The sequence below is a fragment of the Caballeronia sp. ATUFL_F2_KS9A genome (assembly GCF_023630765.1).
Classification (GTDB): domain Bacteria; phylum Pseudomonadota; class Gammaproteobacteria; order Burkholderiales; family Burkholderiaceae; genus Caballeronia; species Caballeronia zhejiangensis.
Window position 1 is genome coordinate 280,422 of record NZ_JALQEK010000032.1, and the last position, 18,679, is coordinate 299,100.

16 protein-coding genes are annotated in these 18,679 nt (G+C 61.7%); 2 read left to right on the forward strand and 14 right to left on the reverse strand.

Features of this window, described 5'->3' with window-relative positions; genetic code table 11:
- Positions 1-1,785, forward strand: coding sequence for a PTS glucose transporter subunit IIBC (ptsG, locus tag NCS67_RS22050; RefSeq protein WP_250436563.1), 1,785 nt, complete (start codon positions 1-3; stop codon positions 1,783-1,785).
- A gap of 1 nt (position 1,786) precedes the next feature.
- On the opposite strand, the gene NCS67_RS22055 is transcribed toward ptsG, so the two are convergent.
- Together NCS67_RS22055 and NCS67_RS22060 are read right to left on the reverse strand one after the other, a co-directional pair.
- Positions 1,787-2,995, reverse strand: a complete 1,209-nt coding sequence (locus NCS67_RS22055; protein WP_250436564.1) for a benzoate/H(+) symporter BenE family transporter — start codon at positions 2,993-2,995, stop codon at positions 1,787-1,789.
- A gap of 75 nt (positions 2,996-3,070) precedes the next feature.
- Positions 3,071-4,393: an MFS transporter gene (locus tag NCS67_RS22060; protein ID WP_250436565.1), complete on the reverse strand. Its 1,323-nt coding sequence runs from the start codon at positions 4,391-4,393 to the stop codon at positions 3,071-3,073.
- Positions 4,394-4,683: 290 nt separating this feature from the next.
- On the opposite strand from NCS67_RS22060, the gene NCS67_RS22065 reads away from it, so the two are divergent.
- On the forward strand, positions 4,684-5,190 hold the full coding sequence (locus tag NCS67_RS22065) for a MarR family winged helix-turn-helix transcriptional regulator (RefSeq protein WP_200889168.1): 507 nt from the start codon (positions 4,684-4,686) through the stop codon (positions 5,188-5,190).
- On the opposite strand, the gene NCS67_RS22070 is transcribed toward NCS67_RS22065, so the two are convergent.
- The 12 genes from NCS67_RS22070 to NCS67_RS22125 form a co-directional block, all read right to left on the reverse strand.
- Positions 5,191-6,786 carry an MFS transporter gene (locus tag NCS67_RS22070; RefSeq protein WP_250436566.1) on the reverse strand — a complete coding sequence of 532 codons (1,596 nt, stop codon included), beginning with the start codon at positions 6,784-6,786 and terminating at the stop codon, positions 5,191-5,193.
- Between the two features lie 47 nt (positions 6,787-6,833).
- Positions 6,834-7,457 (reverse strand): N-carbamoylsarcosine amidohydrolase, encoded by a 624-nt coding sequence (locus tag NCS67_RS22075; protein WP_250436568.1) that lies wholly within the window; start codon positions 7,455-7,457, stop codon positions 6,834-6,836.
- A gap of 18 nt (positions 7,458-7,475) precedes the next feature.
- Positions 7,476-8,510 (reverse strand): 2,5-dihydroxypyridine 5,6-dioxygenase NicX family protein, encoded by a 1,035-nt coding sequence (locus tag NCS67_RS22080; RefSeq protein WP_034470926.1) that lies wholly within the window; start codon positions 8,508-8,510, stop codon positions 7,476-7,478.
- On the reverse strand, positions 8,497-9,345 hold the full coding sequence (locus NCS67_RS22085; protein WP_250436569.1) for an alpha/beta fold hydrolase: 849 nt from the start codon (positions 9,343-9,345) through the stop codon (positions 8,497-8,499). Before NCS67_RS22085 ends, NCS67_RS22080 begins: the two co-directional genes overlap by 14 nt.
- Before the next feature lie 11 nt (positions 9,346-9,356).
- Positions 9,357-10,109 carry a maleate cis-trans isomerase family protein gene (locus NCS67_RS22090; RefSeq protein ID WP_034471022.1) on the reverse strand — a complete coding sequence of 251 codons (753 nt, stop codon included), beginning with the start codon at positions 10,107-10,109 and terminating at the stop codon, positions 9,357-9,359.
- Positions 10,110-10,143: 34 nt separating this feature from the next.
- The gene (locus NCS67_RS22095; protein ID WP_250436570.1) at positions 10,144-11,109 is read right to left on the reverse strand and encodes an amidohydrolase family protein; all 966 of its coding nucleotides are present in this window, start codon (positions 11,107-11,109) and stop codon (positions 10,144-10,146) included.
- A gap of 71 nt (positions 11,110-11,180) precedes the next feature.
- Positions 11,181-12,371 carry a xanthine dehydrogenase family Fe-S subunit gene (locus NCS67_RS22100; protein ID WP_250436571.1) on the reverse strand — a complete coding sequence of 397 codons (1,191 nt, stop codon included), beginning with the start codon at positions 12,369-12,371 and terminating at the stop codon, positions 11,181-11,183.
- A gap of 10 nt (positions 12,372-12,381) precedes the next feature.
- Positions 12,382-13,218 carry an FAD binding domain-containing protein gene (locus NCS67_RS22105; protein ID WP_250436572.1) on the reverse strand — a complete coding sequence of 279 codons (837 nt, stop codon included), beginning with the start codon at positions 13,216-13,218 and terminating at the stop codon, positions 12,382-12,384.
- On the reverse strand, positions 13,215-15,620 hold the full coding sequence (locus NCS67_RS22110) for a xanthine dehydrogenase family protein molybdopterin-binding subunit (RefSeq protein ID WP_250436573.1): 2,406 nt from the start codon (positions 15,618-15,620) through the stop codon (positions 13,215-13,217). Before NCS67_RS22110 ends, NCS67_RS22105 begins: the two co-directional genes overlap by 4 nt.
- 20 nt (positions 15,621-15,640) lie before the next feature.
- A complete protein-coding gene (locus tag NCS67_RS22115; RefSeq protein ID WP_034470910.1) occupies positions 15,641-16,150 on the reverse strand; it encodes an aromatic-ring-hydroxylating dioxygenase subunit beta in 510 nt (169 codons plus the stop codon).
- Positions 16,151-17,443 carry an aromatic ring-hydroxylating dioxygenase subunit alpha gene (locus tag NCS67_RS22120; protein ID WP_250436574.1) on the reverse strand — a complete coding sequence of 431 codons (1,293 nt, stop codon included), beginning with the start codon at positions 17,441-17,443 and terminating at the stop codon, positions 16,151-16,153.
- Entirely contained in the window at positions 17,430-18,674 is a 1,245-nt protein-coding gene (locus tag NCS67_RS22125) for an NAD(P)/FAD-dependent oxidoreductase (protein ID WP_034471019.1), read from the reverse strand. Before NCS67_RS22125 ends, NCS67_RS22120 begins: the two co-directional genes overlap by 14 nt.
- Positions 18,675-18,679: the final 5 nt, after the last annotated feature.

Genomic DNA, 18,679 nt, shown 5'->3' on the forward strand with positions numbered 1-18,679 from the left:
ATGTTCAAAAACGCATTCGGCGTGGTGCAGAAGGTCGGCAAGTCGCTGATGCTGCCGGTCGCGGTGCTGCCCGTCGCCGGCCTCTTGCTCGGTCTCGGCGCGACCGATTTTCATGGCTACGTGCCCGCCATCATCCTCGAACTGATGAAGAACGCCGGCGACGTGATCTTCGGCAATCTGCCGTTGATCTTCGCGATCGGCGTGGCGCTCGGCTTCACGGAAAACGATGGCGTATCGGGAATCGCCGCGACCATCGGCTATCTCGTGATGACGGCGACGCTCGGCGTCATCGCGAAGCTCGAAGGCGTCGAGCCGACGATGATCATGGGCATTCCGTCGATTCAGACGGGCGTGTTCGGCGGCATTCTCGCGGGCGGTCTCGCGGCGTGGATGTTCAACCGCTATTACCGCATCACGCTGCCAGCCTATCTCGGTTTCTTCGCCGGCAAGCGCTTCGTGCCGATCGTCACGGCCATCGGTGCGATCGTGCTCGGCGCGGTGCTGTCGGTCGTGTGGCCGCCGATCGGCGGTGTCATCAAGGCGTTCTCGCAATGGGCGGCGGTCTCCGATCCCCGCACCGCAGCCACCGTGTACGGTTTTGTCGAACGTCTGCTGATTCCGTTCGGTTTGCATCACATCTGGAACGTTCCGTTTTTTTTCGAGGCGGGCAGCTTCCTCGATCCGACGACAGGCAAGATCGTTCATGGCGACATCAACCGTTTCTTCGCCGGCGATCCGACCGCGGGCATTCTGTCGGGCGCCTTCCTGTTCAAGATGTTCGGCCTGCCCGCCGCAGCGATCGCGATCTGGCATTGCGCCAAACCCGAAAAGAAGGTTGCGGTCGGCGGCATGATGGTGTCGGCAGCGCTGACTTCCTTCCTCACCGGCATCACGGAGCCGATCGAGTTCGCGTTCCTGTTCGTCGCGCCCGTGCTGTACTTCATTCACGCGTGTCTCGCGGCGTCGGCGCAATTCGTCGCCAATACGCTGAACATGCACATGGGCTTCACGTTCTCGCAAGGCGCGATCGACTTTTTGATGTTCAACCTGATCGGCAACAAGGCGACGCACGCGTGGTACGTGTTCATCCTCGGGCCGATCTATGCGGCGATCTATTACGTCGTGTTCCGTTTCGTGATTACGCGCTTCAATCTCAAGACGCCGGGACGTGAGGACGATACGGCGGCCACTGCCGCGGTAAGTTCCAGTGGCGTCGGCGGACGCTCGCGCGATCTCGTGCTCGCGTTCGGCGGCCGCTCGAACATCAAGAGCCTCGATGCGTGCATCACGCGCCTGCGCATCACGGTGAACGATCCGTCGCTCGTCGATGATGCAAGGTTGAAGGCGCTCGGCGCTGCGGGCGTCGTGCGCGTCGGCAACGGCGTGCAGGCGATTTTCGGGCCGCTGTCGGAGAACATGAAGACCGACATGCAGGACTATCTGAAGACCGCGGGAAGCGACGCCGATCTGCCAGTGGCGGGCGCAGCATCCACCGCCACAGCTTCCGACGCGATGAGCGCCCCGGCTGCGGCGCCCGCGCAGGATGCAGCGCAGCAGAAGGCGCGCGCGGAAAAGATTCGCGCGGCGCTGGGCGGCGCGGCCAATATCCTCAAGCTCGAACCGCTCGCGGCCACGCGCTTGCGCGTCGCGCTCGGCGATGCGTCGCGGCTCGATGGCGCCGCGCTGAAAGCAGCGGGCGTGCCGGCGACGCAGCCGCTTGCCAACGGCGAACTCGATCTGATCGTTGGACTCGAAGCGGAGAACCTTGCGGGCGCGATGCGTTGATTCACGCGGGCACGTCGCCCGAGCGCGGCTTTTCCACGGCGTAGTAAGCGAGGCACCCCGCCACGACGCCCCAGAAAGCCGCGCCGATACCAAGCAAGGTCACGTCGCTGAGCGTAACGACGAACACGATCATCGCGCTCAGCGGCAACGCCGAACGAAACGCGCTGACGAAAGACTTTTCGAGCACGCCCATCATCGCGAGCCCGGCGAGAATCGCGATATACGCGGCAGGCAGATTCGCCAGCAGAAACACATATGCCGTGGCGAACACGCCGATCGCCACGCATATGACGCCCGCGATCAACGCGCCGATGTAATGCCGGCCATACGTGCCGCCCGACACGAGAATCGCATTGCTCGGCCCCGCAAGCACCGAAGGACAGCCGCCGAACGGCGCGGTGATCGCGCTCAGCACGCCGCTATAGATCGTCACGAGCCGCAACGACGTGCGATATCCCGATGCCCGCGTCACCGCGATTCCCTGCGCGTTCTGCACGAAAATCACGGTGATGAGCATCGGCAACAAGAGTTGCGAGATCGCGTGAATATCGAAGCGCGGCGCGACGAGCGCAGGCGTCGCCGTCCATGCGCCGCCGCTGTGACTCGGCAAACGGAAGCCCGTTGCGAAGAGAATCGCCGCGCCTGCCAGCATCGCGCCGATGAGCGGCGGCATGGGCGCTGCGTTGCGTCGCTCGAGCCACATCAGCCCGAAGAACGCGATCGACATGCTGGCGCCTATGAGCGGCGCGGCTATCGTCGAATGCACGACGGCCAGCACGTACTTGATGAAGAGTCCGGCGATCATCGCCATGACGATCGCCATGGGCACCCATCGGTCGAGCAGCGCGACGAGGTTCGTCACGCCGAGCACGAGCAGCACCGCGGCGCACACGAGATACGTGCCCACGGCTGCGCCGAATCCGTATTGCGCGATCACCGGCGCGGCGAGAATCGCGCCGGGAATCGTCCACAGAAAGAGCAAAGGCTGACGCGTCTTCCAGCTGATGACGATGCTCGCCAGCCCGTTCATGCCGATCGACGCGAACAGCCACGACGATGTCTGCGCGAAGCTCAAGCCGCCCTCGCGCGACGCGGCGATGATGATCGCGACCGGTCCCGTCGCGGAAAAGGTCATGCTCGCGAACGCAAGCGAAAAGTACAAAAGCCATGACCGGCCGATGCCGCTATCGGATGCGCCGCCAACAGACATGTGTCTCGCTCGAACGGAAGCGTTTTCTCGCGTCGGCATCGACGCAGAAAAACGCTGCGGATTGAAGGGCCGGCCTCAATGCGCCGTCGATTCGGCATGTATGGGCGCACGCCATGCGAGACCGATGATCACGCCGAGCACGCAAAGCGCGCCAATGTACCAGGCGGGGGCCATCGTGATGCCCTGCCGCCCTACCAGAAACGAGGCGATTGCGGGCGCGGTGCCGCCGAAGATCGCATACGCCGTGTTGTACGAGAGCGCGAAACCGGTGAAGCGCACTTCCGGCGGAAAGCTCTTCACGATGATGTAAGGCCCGAGCGTGATCGTCCCGATCAGGAAGCCGCCGAGGATATACAGCGCCCACACGGACTGACTGCCCGCGTTCAGGTTCATGTAGAACGCGCCGGTGACGAGCAGCATCGCGACACTGCCGATCGCATACGCGCGCCCGCCGCCGATCTTGTCGGCTGCCCATCCAGCGAAGGTGCTGCCGACGATCAGCCCGAAGATCGACCACGAGTTGTTCGTGAAGACATCCTTCGGCGCGAAGTGGAACTGCGATTGCAGGAACGTCGGCGTGTAGAGGAAGTACAGCACGAAGATGCCGGAGAACACCCACGTCGCCAGCAGCGAGACGATCACCGCGCCGCGATGCTCTTTGAGCACGACCGCGAGCGGCAGACGCGCATCCGCTTCACGCTTCGCACGCAGCGCTTCGAACACCGGCGTTTCCTGCAGATAGCGGCGCAAATAAACGGAGATCAGACCGAACGCGCCGCCCGCGATGAACGGCAGACGCCAGCCCCAGCTCTTCAGATCCGCCGGCTCCATGTTGCCGATGAGAAACTTCGCCGACAGCGCGCCGAGCAGAATGCCGGTGCAAAGACCCGACATCAGAAGACCGCATGCGAGACCGATACGATCGCGCCTCACATGCTCGGAGCAGAAGATCCACGCACCCGGCACTTCCCCGCCGACCGAAAGACCCTGCAAAACGCGGCACAAGAGAAAGAGCAACGGCGCGACGATGCCGAGCGTCGCATAGCTCGGCAACAAGCCGATGAGCAACGTCGGCGCGGCCATGAGAAAAAGGCTCAGCGCGAACATCTTCTTGCGGCCGATGCGATCGCCAAAGTGCGCGAAGAAGATGCCGCCGATCGGACGCACGAGATAACCCGCTGCGAAGATGCAGAACACTTCGAGCTGCGCGAGCCATTCGGGCGTCTGCGGCGGAAAGAACACGGTGGCGAGCAGCTTCGTGAAGAACACCGCGACGATGAAGTCGTAGTACTCCAACGCGCCGCCTAGCGACGCCAGCATCAGCGTCTTGATATCGTTGCGTGACATCGACCGCCCATGAATGGCGACGTCGTCCGTCTGTACCGGGGTAGAACTCATCTTTGGCTCCAAACTCTGAGTGAGGTGACGTTCAACGCATTCGCCATTTAATCAGTATGCTGATTATTCATGCGCGCCTTCTTCACCTGCGCATGACCCTGTGCGACGCATCGTTCTATTGACTTCGCGTATTGACTTCAATCATTGACATCCGGCGCTCCAGCCATCAGCATTTCGTCAGTACGCTGACGGATAGATTTGTATCCGGAAAAAATTAGGAGCGCAACTGTGATTGCACCTACAATCTTTAGATTCCTGCGTGGCAAAACTTCTTCGATAAAGGGTTAAGGATGAGTACCGTTGCCGATAAAAAAGCTGCTGTTTCCGATGGCGGCATCGAAACCGGACACTTGTGGCAGCGGCCGGGGTTTCTGATCCGGCGGCTCAATCAGATCCATATCGCGCTCTTCTTCGAGTGCTGCAAGGACTTCGCCATCACGCCCGTGCAGTACGGCTTGCTGACCACATTGAGCGAGCGGCCCGGTCTCGACCAGACATCGCTGTGTGCGGAAGTGGGCGTCGATCGCACGACGATGGCCGACGTGCTGCGCCGTCTGGAGGAACGCGGACTCGTCAAGCGCGAGCCGAGTCCGCACGACGGGCGCCTCAAGATCGCGAACATCACGGCGAAAGGACGCCGCACGATGAAGGACATGTACGGCAGCATGCGTGAAGCTCAAGTCAGATTCCTTGGCCCGCTGAGCCCCGAAGATCGCGCTCATTTCGTGCGAATGATGATGCAGCTCGTCGAAGGCAATAATCAGTACGGCCGCACTTCCCTCAAGCATTTCGACTGACTATCGCGTGATATCGCGGCGGTACGTTTCGGGCACGAAGAGCGCGCCGACCGCGAACGACACTACCGCGATCACGATCGGATACCAGAGCCCGAAGTAGACGTTGCCGCGCGCCACAGCCATCGCCGACACCACGAACGGCAGCATTCCGCCGAACCAGCCCGAACCCAGATGGAACGGCAACGATAGCGACGTATATCGAATGCGCGCCGGAAACAGCTCGACCATGAATGCGGCCATCGGGCCATAGACCATCGCGAGATAAAGCAGCAGAAGCCACATCAGAAATACGACCATTGGCGCGTTGATTTTCGATGCATCCGCATGCGCCGACCAGCCCGAGGCGATCAACGCCTTTTCCAGTTCGCGTTTGTCGCTTCCATGAACGACGATCGAGCCGATTTGCGTCGATGCCGCTTCTCCCGCTTGTAACGGAGCGCGGTCATACGAAACACCCGATGCGCTGAGAAACGAGCGTATGCGATCGCATTCCGTCACTGGCGCGGAGAACAGCGTAAAGCGGCAATCGTCCGCGTGGACCGTGACAGGTGCGCTCTTCTGAAACGCTTCCAACCGAGGATTCGCGTAGTGCGTGAGCGCATGAAAGATCGGTTGCGTCGTCGCGGCGAGCAACAGGCACGCGAGCATCATGATCCACTTTCGTCCAATGCGATCCGATAGCCAGCCGAACACGAGGTAGAACGGGAATACCGCGATCAATGCAATCGCGAGGAACAGGTTCACCGTATTGGGCGCGACTTTCAGCGTGTTCTGCAGAAAGTACATGGAGTAGAAATGTCCAGTGCCGAAGACGACACCCACGCCCGATGCCGTGCTGAACAGCATGATCAACACGTATTTGAGGTTCGCCCATTCGCCGAAGCTCTCGCCTATCGGCGAAGTCGATAACCTGTTCGCGCGCTTCATCTCACGAAAGGTCGGCGATTCGGCGAGCTTCGTGCGCAGATACACCGAGATCGCGAGCAACACGATCGACACGAGGAACGGCACGCGCCAGCCCCAACTCTGGAATGCGGCTTCGTCCATCGATGCACGGCTGATGCTGACCGCCGCGATCGATGCGAGCAGGCCCAGCGTCGCTGTCGTTTGCAGCGAGCTCGTATAAAAGCCGCGCCGATCCACAGGCGAATGTTCCGCGAGATAGGTCGCCGCGCCGCCCGTTTCGCCGCCGAGCGCGAAGCCTTGCAAGAGCCGCAACGCAACGAGCAAGCCAGGCGCCAGCATGCCGATCTTGTCGAACGACGGCAGCAAGCCCACGCCGATGGTCGCGACGCCCATCAACACGATGGTCGCCATGAACGTGTACTTTCGCCCGATGCGATCGCCGAGCCTGCCAAAGAAGAGCGCGCCGAGCGGACGCACGAGGAAGCCCGCACCGAACGTCGCGAGACTCGCGAGAAAGGCCACCGTATCGTTGCCGCTCGGAAAGAACAACGTGCTGAACGTGCCCGCTAGCGCAGCGTAGATATAGAAGTCATACCATTCGAGCAACGCACCGAACGAAGACGCGACGATCAGCGTGAATTCATGACGCGTGACTGCGCGGTGCGACCGCTCCGAAAGAGACGTGGCCATGTCGATCCCATGCGCCCTGGCATCAGGCGAGCCGTGCTACGAGATGATCAAAGATCTTTGAGCAATTCGAGCGCTTCATCACGCTTCATCACGGCAGCGTATTTCTGCGCCATGTCGAAGAGATTCGCCTCGTGCGGCGCAATCGCGCGATCACCGACGCAATCCGACAACACGAATGGACGAAATCCGTATTGCATCGCATCGACGACGGACGACCGCACGCAACCGCTCGTCACTGCACCCGCGACGACGAGCGTTCGCACGCCATGCTGCGTGAGCCATGCCGCGAGCGACGTCCCGAAGAACGCCGATGGCGCTGTTTTGCGCACGACGAGTTCGCCTGCGCGCGGCGTGAGCTGCGACACGATCGCGCTGTCGTGCGAATCTTCCTTCAGCGCTAGCAGGCCCGGCACTTTCATCGTGAAGACGTTGTGATCGGAGTCATCGTCGGCGAAGACGATACGGCTATGTGCAACCGGCCAGCCCTTCTCGCGCGCATGCGCAAGCAAGGGCACGGTGTTCTCGATGGCTTGCGGAATATTGCCGCCGCCGAACACGTCGGGATTCGCGAAGCCGTTCACCAGATCGACGATCAAAAGGCCGACCGGCGCTTTCGGTTCGAGCGTCGAGCCGAAGCTCTGACGCTTGTAGGTTTCGATATCGTGGGACATGTGCGGGGTTTTCCTGGGTCAGCGGTCGAGGACCACGCCATCGCGCACGACGGCTTCGCCATCGAGGAATACATCGCAATGACGCAGCGGAATGTCGATATGACAGGTCGTCGAGCGGCTGCCGCCGGCTTCGTTATTCGGTCCGAGCGAAAACAGGAAGTTGCCTTCGAACGCGCGCGCATCCATGCCGATGGTCGCCTCGCGATCGTAGAGCCCGAGCGTCGACCAGTGAGCGCGCGGCTGCAGGCCCCAGCCGATATGCGAAATCGCGTAGGCCTCTGGATCGTTGAACGTCGCCATGTATTCGCTGAGCAATTGCGCGTCGATGCCGCCTTCGATGCGCTTTGCATAACCGCCTTCGACGGTCAGTTCGATGCGTTCCTGCACATAGCTTTTCTGCGGCAACAAAATATCGCCGCGATCGATCACGATGCGGCCATGCGCCTTGCCATCGTTAGGAAACGTCAGCGCGAATCCGCTTGGCCAGTGATCCCAGCGCCCCGGTTCATCGACGAAACCGTATTCGGCGATCGGTTCGAACTCGCCGAGCGGACAGCGAAAATCCGTCCCCGCGGCGGAGACGATATGCATCTCCTTAGCGCGCGCGATGCGCGCCCGTGCGGCGAGCACGCGTTCGCGATCGGCGGGTGTCGGCACGAGGCGCGTAAGCACTTCGGGTGGCTCGACCGCGAGCAGGATCTTCGTGCCGGCCTTGAGTATGTCGAGTTGCTCGGGCGAGAACAGCAAGGTCATCAGATCGAGCACGAGATCGCTTTCCTTCAACGCGGCAATCGCGGCCCGGTTGCCGGTCAACGGCGTCGTGCCGAGATACGCGAGGGAATCGCGGCTCAACGCCTTCTCGCCGTTCACCGGCGGCAAGTCGAGGCGATTGACGATTGCGCCCATCGCTTGCGTCGCGATCAGTGCGGTCGATAGCGTTTGCGGATGCGTCGACGCGCTCGTGAGAATGGTGACGGTCTGCCCTGCTTCGAGACGCGAGAGCTCGAGCACCTTCGTCCACGCATCGACCATCTGATAATCACTGACTGGCATGATTGCCTCCTTCAACGAGCGTCGGAATGGATGCGCCGAGGAAATCGCCGAGCGCGGCGTGAAAGCCGGCTTCGTCGTCCCACGGAATCATGTGACCAGCGTCACGCACGCGCGTGTGCTGAAGATGCGGCACGAGTGCGCGAATCTCTTCGACGTCTTCGTCGCGCACAACGTCGCCTCTGCCCGCGGTGACGAGCAGCGCGGCAATCCGCAGATGCGCGAGATCGGCGTGAATGTCGTCGGTATGGAAGCCTTCAAAGCTCGCGCGTATCGCGCGTTCGTCACATGTATGAAGCCATTCCGCGCGCAACGCGAGTTGTTCATGGGTCCATGTGGGGCAGAAGGCGCGCATTGCGTCGGCGGTCATGCCTTCGCGCGACTGCCGGATCGAATCGATGTACCACGGCAATTGCGACGGATAGACACGACGTCCCGGTCCCGAAACGGGCGGATCGATCATCGCGAGACGCGTCATGCCCGCGGGCTGCGAACGCGCAGCGCGTATGCCGATGCGCGCGCCCATCGAGTGACCGACGACGCTGTAGCGCTCGAATCCCAAGGTAGTTGCGAACGCAACCAGATCGGCGGCTTGTGCGTCGAGGCTGTAGTCGAGCGAATCCGATGCCGACGACAAGCCTCGTCCGCGCACATCGAGCACATAGGTATCGAACACTTGTCCAATATGCTCCGCGACGAAGCCCCACGTCACCGCAGGACTCGTAATGCCCGGCACGATGATCACCGGATCGAGTCCCGTGCGTGCGCCACCGTAACGCAGATAGTGCTGACGGATGCCATTCGCCTGAACGTTCGCGCCGTACAGATAGGTCGACATGTCGCCCTCGCTCAATATGCGCCGGACAGCAACGCGCCCGCGCCCGGCACGACGGCTTCGAGACCGAGTTGCTTGAGCATCGCATAGGTCGTCGCGACGGCCGCGGTGACGACCGGCTTGCCCGTCATTGCCTCGACCTTCGCGATCACCGGCAACGAAGGCATCTGCACGCATGCCGACAGCACGATGGCATCGGCTTCCTCATATCGCATCGACATGACGATCTCGGGAAGGCGGCTCGGATCATGACGCGCGACTTCGAGATTGTCGGGAATCTCGAGCGCGCGATAGTCGATCACGTCGTAATCCTCATTGCGGATATAGTCGACCACGAGTTCGGTCAACGGCTTCATATAAGGCGTGACGACGACCACGCGCTTCGCGCCGATCACCTTCAATGCATCGACCAGCGCGCCCGCGCTCGTGATGACGGGCGCATCGCCGCCGTTGTCGACGGTGCGCTCGTGCAAGCGCTTTTGCGATACGCGATGATAGCCATGACCCATCGCCATGATCGCGACGAGACACGCATAGCCGAGCACATCGACGCGCGCATCGGAGAGTTCAACTGCGCAGCGGTCCGACTCGGCATCCATCGCGGCGAGTTCTTCCTTCACGACCTTTTTCATCCGCATGCGGCTCGAATGAAACGTGAAGCGCTCGGGGCGAATCGTCTGGCGCGCGAGCAACATCGCGGGAATCTCGGTCTCCATCGTCGTGTTCGAACTCGGCACGATCTGGCCGATGCGGTAGTGCTTGGTCATGTGCTGCTCCATGTGCTTGTGTTCTTCGGGGTGGTCAAAGGCGGAAGAGGCGTTCCGCATTGCCGTGACAGACGAGCGCTCGCGTGGCGTCGTCGAGCGGCGCGCGTTCTATGAAGTCCGCTGCGATCTCCGTCGATTCATACGGATAGTCAACCGAGAACATCACCGCTTGCGCGCCCATTTCGCCGATCGCGCCGATGAGCGCCGGGGCCGAGCACACGCCCGAGGTCGTGATCAGGATGTTGGTGCCGATGTAATCCGAAGGCGCCCGTTCAAGACTCAGGCCATGCGAATAAACCGCGAAACGGCTGTCGAAGCGCCAGCGCAAGAACGGCAGACCTTCGCCCATGTGCCCGAGAATGATCTTCAGATTGGGGAAGCGATCGAACACGCCGCTGAACAGCAGGCGCAATGCGTGGCTGCCGGTTTCGATGCCCCAGCCCCAAGTCGCGCCGGTGAGTTCGGGATGACCGTCGAGCACGCGCGGGGTCACGAATGCATCCGTCGGATGCAGATATAAAGGTACGTCGAGTTCCTGCATCGTCGCCCAGAAGGGATCGTAAGCGCGGTCGTCGTAGTAGGTGCCGAGTGTGTGACCATTGACGAGCGCGCCCTTGAAGCCGAGTTCGCGCACGGCGCGCGTCAGTTCATCGGATGCGGCCTTCGCGGTATGCATCGGCAACGTCGCAAAGCCGCCGAAGCGCAACGGATGACGCGCGATCTGCTGCGCGAGAAAGTCGTTGCTCGCCCTCGCGCGGCTGATCGCGAGCGCCGCATCCGGCTCGCCCTGCACGCTCGGGCCCGTTTGCGAAAGTATCGTGTAGTCGATGCCCGCGCGATCCATTTCGACGATGCGCTGTTCGTCGAAATCGGTCAGGCGCGCGGCGAGATCGCGCAGGACTTCAGGCGCGATGTGCTGCGTGAAGCTCTTCGAATAGCTCTGGAAACCGGGCGTGCCGAAATGCTCTTCCAGGGCGATCTTGCGAATCCGCTTGTTCATTTGAACTCCATTTGATCAGTAGGCTGACGATATGATCGTGCGACGAGCCGGGACCGGCTCATCTCGCGTGCTCAATCGCCCTTTCCGAAAAGCTGTTTGATGCGCGCCCAGATGACGCTCCACACGAGGCTGCCCGCATTGAACTTCGCGGACGATGACGACAGCGCCGCCTCGGGCGCCGCGTTACCGCCGAGCTGCGCCGTGATGCGCGCGCCGAAATCCGCGATCATCCTGCGCACGAAATCCTTCACGAGGCCCGAACGCGAGAACTGCGCGAGCGGTCCTTGCAACATGTATTCGAGCGTGACCGCGACCCGCGTTTGCGCGCCCCCGCCTTCGCTCGTCAATGCATATGTCACATCGCCATTCGCTCGCGAACGGCTGATGTTGTCCTGCCCCGCTCCACGCATGACCGCGCGATGCGCGGCATCGTCGCGTTCCAGGCGCGCCGCGCCAGCGAAGTTCGCCGACATCGGTCCGAACTTGATCGCGATCTTGCCCTTCACGCTTTCGCCGTCGTGCTCCACGAGTTCCGCGCCCGGAAGACACGACGTGACCGAAGGCAGATCGCCCATGAACGCCCACACCTTGTCGAGCGCGAAGGGAACGACGAAGCTGTCGTCGATTGCGGTCCACCCTTTGCGTTGCGCGGCGGGTTGATCCGTCGATGCAGTGCTCGCGGCCACGGGTGCCTGCGGCGCGGCAACCGGTGTAGCGGCGAACGTCTGAAATGCTGGCGCCGAAATAGTTGCACCGCTAACTAATGCGCGTGCGATAGGCGCATCCGCGATCGGTTCCGCTTTCAGATCGGCGAGAACCGCCTTGATCGCAGCGACGATGCCCATATAGCCTGTGCAGCGGCACAGATTGCCAGACAGTTCAAGCCGGATGCGTGCTTCGTCCGCATCGGGAAAGCGGCGCACGATATCCCGCGCGGTGATCAGCATGCCGGGCGTGCAATAACCGCATTGCAGGCCGTGATGGATCGAGAACGCACGACGCAGACGCTTCATCAGTTCGTCGTCCTCGAAGCCTTCGATGGTGCGTATTTTCTGCTGATCGCAAGCGACGGCGAATGTGATGCACGAGCGCACAGGTTCGCCATCGACGAGCACGGTGCAGGCGCCGCACACGCCGTGCTCGCAACCGAGGTGCGTGCCGGTCAGGTTGTGTGCATCGCGAAGAAAGTCGCCGAGATGCACGCGCGATTCGACATCCTCGCGCACGGATCGATCGTTGATAGTAAGTTCGATGACGGACATGGCAGTCTCTTTAAACCGTATTCGCGTTCGACACGCCGAACGCCTGCAGAAGACAACGTTCGAGCGCTGCGGTATGAATCTGCCGATCGATGCCATCCGCGTTCGGCATCGCACTCGTCACGGCTTGCGCGAGCGCTTCGCCGTTGGCGGCAGACGGGCCGCGTTGCGCGATCTGCCGTGCGAGATCATCGAGTGCGGCCGGCGGGCCATCGAGCGCGCCGAGCACGATGCGCGCGAGTCCCGTGCGTGCATCGAATGCAGCCGCTGCGCTTGCATGTGCGAATTCGCCGGTCTTGCGGCACAGCTTGTAATAACCCCAGCGAAGCGTCGGACCGAACTTCGGCAGCAACACGGCGGTAATGATCTCGCCGTCAACGAGCAACGTCGTGAACGCACCCAGCATGAATTCGCTCACGCGGACTTGCCGCGCGCCGCCTGCTTTCGATAGCTCCAGACGGGCATCGACAGCGGACAATGCAAGCGGCCAGTCGGCGGCGGGATCGGCATGAGCAAGACTGCCGCCGATGGTCCCGCGATTGCGAATCGCACGATACGCGATGCCGCCCGCCACATGCTGCATGTACGGATGACGCAGCAGTGCGTGCTTGCCGTCTTCGATCTCCGCATGCGTGACCGCCGCGCCGATACGCACGTGATCGCCCGCGTCGGAGACACTGCGCAGGTCCGCGATGCGCGATACATCCACTACGCGGCCAGGCCGTGCAAGCCGCAAGTTGAGCATCGGGCCCATCGACTGACTGCCTGATATCGGCTTTGCGCGAGTCAACTCCTTGAGCGCGTCGGGCAATGAGATCGCCCTTACATACTCGAACGCAGCGGCTTTCATCCCGCCACCTCCTGACTGAGTTCTTCCTTGCGCGCCGCCTTGCGAGCCTTCGCGGCCTCGATCGCGGCGAGCAAACGGCGCGGCGTCAACGGCGTTTCCGACACGAGCGCGCCGATGGGCGTGAGCGCATCGTTCACTGCATTGAAGAGTGCAGCCGGCGGCGCGATGGCTCCGCCCTCGCCCACGCCCTTCGCGCCGAATTCCGTATAAGGCGACGGCGTTTCCATATGGATGATCGTCAGCGACGGCAACTCGGTCGGTCCCGGCAACATGTAGTCGGCGAGTGTCGACGTGAGCGGTTGCGCGTTGTCGTCGTAGAGCGTTTCCTCATAGAACGCGGTGCCGATGCCTTGCGCCGTGCCACCGATTGTCTGCCCTTCGACGACCATCGGATTGATCATGCGACCGCAATCTTCGACGATCACATAGTCGAGAATCTCGACGTCGCCTGTCTTCGGATCGACGGCGACTGCCGCCGCGTGCGTCGCATAGCTGAACGCGCCGGTATCGACCTTCGGCTTGAAGCCTTGCGTCGCTTCGAGACCCGCGAGATTCACGCCCGCAGGCAAGCGCTCGGGACGGAGATACCATGCAGCCGCGATCTCCTGAATCGTCACGCGGCCCGTTAAGCCGATCACTTCACCGTTCTCGAAGCGCACCACCTCCTGTTCTTCCCCAAGCAGATGAGCACCGATGAAGAGCAGGCGCGGCACGAGTTCGCGGCACGTCGCGGCCACTGCGCCGCCAGCCATGACGATGCTGCGCGATGCGTACGTGCCTGTCGAATACGGCGTAAGCGCGGTATCGCCATGCACGACCTTGATCTTTTGCAGCGGCACGCCGAGCACTTCGTTCGCGATCTGCGCGAGCGTCGTCTCCATGCCTTGTCCGTGCGAGTGGATGCCCGCGCGCAGTTCGAGTCCTCCATCGGCCGTGATACGCACGGTCGCGAGATCGTATCCCGGCACGACCGGCAAGCCCCATGATGCGAACACGGCCGTGCCATGCGCCGATTGCTCGGTGAACGTCGCGAATCCGATGCCGACGAGACGCCCATCCTTCTCGCCCTCTTTCTGCCGTGCGCGCCACTTCGGCACATCGAGTTGCGCCACTGCGCGTCGCAGGCTCTCCTGGAAGTCGCCGCTGTCGTAGTGTTTCTTCACGACATTGGTATAAGGCATGTCCGCGCCACGCACGAGATTGTCATGGCGCACTTCCCACGCTTCGCGTCCGACCGCGCGCGCGATCGCATCCATCGTGAGTTCGATTGCGAAGCACACGCCCGTGCGCGCTACGCCGCGATACGGCAGAAAGCCCGGCTTGTTGGTCGCGGCGCATTGCGTACGGCAGCGATAGCCGCTGAAATCGTAAGGCCCCGGAAGGTTGCCGAGCGCCTGCCCTGTTTCAAGACCGATCGTAAAGGGCCATGCGGAGTATGCCCCGCCGTCGATCAAAAGCTCCGCATCGAGCGCGAGCAGACGGCCGTTTGTATCGGCATACGCAGTGAGTTCGTAGTGATGCTGACGCGAGTTCGCGCCCGCGATCAAATGCTCGCGCCGATCCTCGATGAAACGAAAAGGCTTCTTGTACGTCAGCGCGAGCCACGCAATGCACAGCTCTTCCTGCTGCAACACGCACTTGTAGCCGAACGCGCCGCCGACATCGGGCGAAATGACGCGCACCTGCGCATGATCGATGCCGAGACATTGCGACAGCACCGTGCGAATCATATGCGGCACTTGCGTCGAGGTGATGACCACGAGTTGCGAATGCGTATGGTCCCAATACGCGAGCACGGCCTTGCCTTCCATCGGCACCATGCATTGACGCGCGAGATCGACCTTCTGCTTGACGACAACGGGCGCGTCCTTCGAACGCTCGTCGAAGTCGATGTCCGCCTTGAGGTCCAGAAAGAGATTGTCCGTCCAGTGATCGTGCACGCGCACGTCGGTGCGTTCGCGAGCGGTGAACGCGCTGGCGAAGGCTGGCAGCTCGTCGAGATCGAGCTCGATTTCCTCGGCGATATCTTCGGCTTGCGCGCGGGTCTTCGCGAAGCACATCGCGACCGGCTCGCCGACGAAGCGCACCTTGCCCGATGCGAGCGGCGGATGCGACGAAGGCTTGTACGTCGGCAGGCTCGAATCGGCGACGATATCCGTGGCGTCGTGCATGTCGTCGCGCACGATCACCTGTGCCGCATGACTCGCCGGCTTGCCGATACGCACGATACGCGCATGCGCAACCGGACTGCGCAAGAACGCGACCTCCTGCAGATCGGGAAACGTGTAGTCGGCGACGAACTTGCCCTTGCCATGAAGATGCCGCTCGTCTTCGCGCCGCCTCACGCGCACGCCGACGCCACCGCTTTCGGCTGGCGCTTCCATGTGTTCCGTGTCACTCATGCGCTCTCTCCCAACGATGTTCAGACAGGGTAGGCGAGATCGTTCGCGATCATCGCGGTGTCGTAGACAGCCTGTCTTTCCTTCAGCAGAAGAACGTTACCATTGCGCGCGAAGCGGTCAAAAAGCCTGCCCGCCTGATGCAGCGTAGTCGCGCCTTCGACGAGCGTTTGCAGCAGCATGTAGTTGCTCTGCGCGACGATTTCCTCGTCGGTCGCGTTCAAGATACGCACGTTGGAAACGAAGTGCAGCATTTGACGCGGCGCGAACATCTGCGTGCGTGCAATCGCGACCGCACGATCGCGCAGCATGTCGCGTCCTTCGGCGTAGACGAGCCCGACGGGAAATCCATTGGCCGCGTTCTCGTATTCGGTCACGCGATAAAGGCAGTTCTCGGTAAAGAATTCAGGCCAGCGCTCGATGTCCCCGCCATCGAGCGCCGCGCAATACTCCGCATGAAAGTCTTCGACCGCCGCGCGTGCGATCAGCGCCTTGTCGTGCGCGATGTTCTGTTTTTCGAATCCTGGCAGCATCTAGAACCCCATCACTTCACGATAGTGCTTGTACATGGCGCGAATGGCGGCTTCGGAGATCAGGTTGTCGGCCGTTCCGATCTTGTCGCCATCTAGCTTGATGATGCTGCGGTCGCTCACCGAGCGGCGCACGCCTTCCTGAACGAACTTCATCGCTTCGTTGTCTTCGAGGCCGAGAAAGCCCGACGGTCCCATCAGATTGCCCTGACGCAAACGGTGACGCACCATGTCTTCCGTGTCGTCTTCATAACCGAACATCGTCCAGAGCATGATCATGCTGTTCGGTCCGTTCGGCACGATATGCCTAATGCCGAGCGTATTCATCTCGCGCTGCACGATGAGGTTCGGCCAGATGGTCTGCATCGTCACCGACCATTCGGAATCGAACTCCTTGATGAATTCGAGGAAGCGCTCGTCACGCAAGATCATGCCGTCGTGGAAGGAACGCATCTCCTTCTTCTTGTCTTCATCGATGGTGGCGTAGAGCGAATCGCTTTTTGCGGAGGCCATCGTGCCGTGAATGCCGTATTTGCTGTCCGCGACCATCGCCGAACGATTGCCCGCCACGAGCAGGCCGAACACGACGAGGAACGAGTGCAGCAACGTCGCGTGATACGGGTCCTTCAAGTTCTCGTGATACATCTTCCAGTTGCACGGCAGCTCGTTCTTGTAGAAGCCGAGCACGCGCAGGCGCTTGCCGTTGAACACCGCGTCGAAGTCCTCGAGTATCTCGGGCGTGAGATAGTCTTCAAGCGATTCCATGTCGTGCGCGAACGATGCGAACACGACCCCATTGCGCGTCGCAACCGCAAGTTTGCGAAGACCGTGATCATCGTTGCGGAAATCCTTCGGCATGCCGCCCAGCTTGTTCACCCCACGCCGGAACGGCACGCCTTGCAGATTGCCCTTGAGGTCATACGACCATTGGTGATACGGGCATACGAACTCCTTGTTGTTGCCGCGGCTATGCCGGCAGAACTCCGCCCCGCGATGCGCGCAGCGGTTTTCGAACACGTTGATCGAGCCGTCTTCCGCGCGCGATACGACGACCGGCGTCGGGCCGACATAAGAGCGCTTGAAATCGCCGGAATTGGGCACTTCCGCTTCGAGCGCGACGAAGTTCCAGGTGCGCCCGTGGAAGATCCGTTCGACTTCGCGCGTATAGACCGCCTCGCTCGTGTACACCCAGTCCGGGATGCATTGCAGCCCTTCTTCGGGCCAAACGAGCCCTTCTATCGGCGGGTTTTTCGTTTGAGGCGTATGAATGCCGATGATCGTTTCAGACGAGTACACCTTGATCTCCCGAGTGTGTTGAGCGAACCAGCTTGTCGAGCTGGCGCAGCTTGATCGTGGGGTCGGCGAGCATGCGGGGATCGACCGCAACGCCTTCTTCGACGAGCCTTCTGATGGCGCGCAACTCGCCGCCTTGATTGATCGCGAGCACATGCGCGATGACGCCGCCGCGCAGACCCATCAGCACGGTCTTGTCATCGACGCCCGCGCGTTCGATCCACTGATCGATCTCGCCATCGGGCAGGCCGAGCATCTGGATGTTCCAGTCGTATTGGTCGGTCCAGAACCACGGCGTCGGTGCATAAGCAATCTCTTCTCCGGCGATGTTGCGCGCCGCCACGATCGCCTGTTCCTGCGCGTTCTGCCACGATTCGAGACGCGTCGCGCGACCGTTTGCGCCGTATGGGAAGTTGGCGCAATCGCCTGCCGCATAGACATTCTCGGCGGACGTGCGGCAATGCCGATCGACGACGATGCCGTTGTTCGTCGCCATGCCCGCAGCTTTGGCGAGTTCGTCGTTCGGCTCCTGGCCGATAGCGATCACGCCCAAGTCGAACGGCGTTGCATCGACTTGCACGCCGTCCGCGTGCTCCGTGACTTGCAGATGCTTCACGTCGAATATGAAGCGCACGCCGTGAGTTTCGTGCTTCATGCGCAGACGTTCGGCGAACATGGGCGGCAGCGCGCGGCTCAGCAAGCCCGATGCCGTTTCGAACACGCTCACGTCGAGGCCGCGCGTTCTTGCGCTCGCCGCGAATTCCAACCCTAGAAATCCAGCGCCGATCACAGCCACCGATTGCGCCGTTGCGAGCCGCGCACGCAAGCGCATCGCATCGTCGAGCGTGCGCAGATAGAACGTATGCGGACCTTCCGGCGCGCCCGGCAACTGCCGCGCACGACCACCCGTCGTCAGGATGCAATGGTCGTAGCGCAGTTCGCCATTACGTTCGAGCGTCGCGACGCACGATTGCGTATCGAGCCGCAGCACTCGATCGTTGAGCCATTCGATGCGCGCATCGCCGTATCGCTCGACGGCATGCACCCAGCCGTTGAAGCAATCGTCATCGTCCTTCGCGATGAGGACATCCTTTGACAGCGGCGGCCTTTCATACGGCGCATGACGCTCATCGCCGACCAGCACGATGCGCCCTTCATAACCATGCGTGCGCAACGCTTCTGCCGCGCGCGCGCCAGCCTGCCCCGCTCCGATGATCAATGCAGTCCGAGTCATGATTT

Excerpts from the sequence above, each read along its gene's own strand:
- NCS67_RS22065 (WP_200889168.1), top strand. The coding sequence starts at position 4,684 with ATGAGTACCGTTGCCGATAAAAAAGCTGCTGTTTCCGATGGCGGCATC.
- NCS67_RS22095 (WP_250436570.1), bottom strand. The coding sequence starts at position 11,109 with ATGAACAAGCGGATTCGCAAGATCGCCCTGGAAGAGCATTTCGGCACG.
- NCS67_RS22085 (WP_250436569.1), bottom strand. The coding sequence starts at position 9,345 with ATGTCGACCTATCTGTACGGCGCGAACGTTCAGGCGAATGGCATCCGT.
- NCS67_RS22060 (WP_250436565.1), bottom strand. The coding sequence starts at position 4,393 with ATGAGTTCTACCCCGGTACAGACGGACGACGTCGCCATTCATGGGCGG.
- NCS67_RS22125 (WP_034471019.1), bottom strand. The coding sequence starts at position 18,674 with ATGACTCGGACTGCATTGATCATCGGAGCGGGGCAGGCTGGCGCGCGC.
- ptsG (WP_250436563.1), top strand. The coding sequence starts at position 1 with ATGTTCAAAAACGCATTCGGCGTGGTGCAGAAGGTCGGCAAGTCGCTG.
- NCS67_RS22110 (WP_250436573.1), bottom strand. The coding sequence starts at position 15,620 with ATGAGTGACACGGAACACATGGAAGCGCCAGCCGAAAGCGGTGGCGTC.
- NCS67_RS22055 (WP_250436564.1), bottom strand. The coding sequence starts at position 2,995 with ATGTCTGTTGGCGGCGCATCCGATAGCGGCATCGGCCGGTCATGGCTT.
- NCS67_RS22070 (WP_250436566.1), bottom strand. The coding sequence starts at position 6,786 with ATGGCCACGTCTCTTTCGGAGCGGTCGCACCGCGCAGTCACGCGTCAT.
- NCS67_RS22080 (WP_034470926.1), bottom strand. The coding sequence starts at position 8,510 with ATGCCAGTCAGTGATTATCAGATGGTCGATGCGTGGACGAAGGTGCTC.
- NCS67_RS22090 (WP_034471022.1), bottom strand. The coding sequence starts at position 10,109 with ATGACCAAGCACTACCGCATCGGCCAGATCGTGCCGAGTTCGAACACG.
- NCS67_RS22105 (WP_250436572.1), bottom strand. The coding sequence starts at position 13,218 with ATGAAAGCCGCTGCGTTCGAGTATGTAAGGGCGATCTCATTGCCCGAC.
- NCS67_RS22115 (WP_034470910.1), bottom strand. The coding sequence starts at position 16,150 with ATGCTGCCAGGATTCGAAAAACAGAACATCGCGCACGACAAGGCGCTG.
- NCS67_RS22075 (WP_250436568.1), bottom strand. The coding sequence starts at position 7,457 with ATGTCCCACGATATCGAAACCTACAAGCGTCAGAGCTTCGGCTCGACG.
- NCS67_RS22100 (WP_250436571.1), bottom strand. The coding sequence starts at position 12,371 with ATGTCCGTCATCGAACTTACTATCAACGATCGATCCGTGCGCGAGGAT.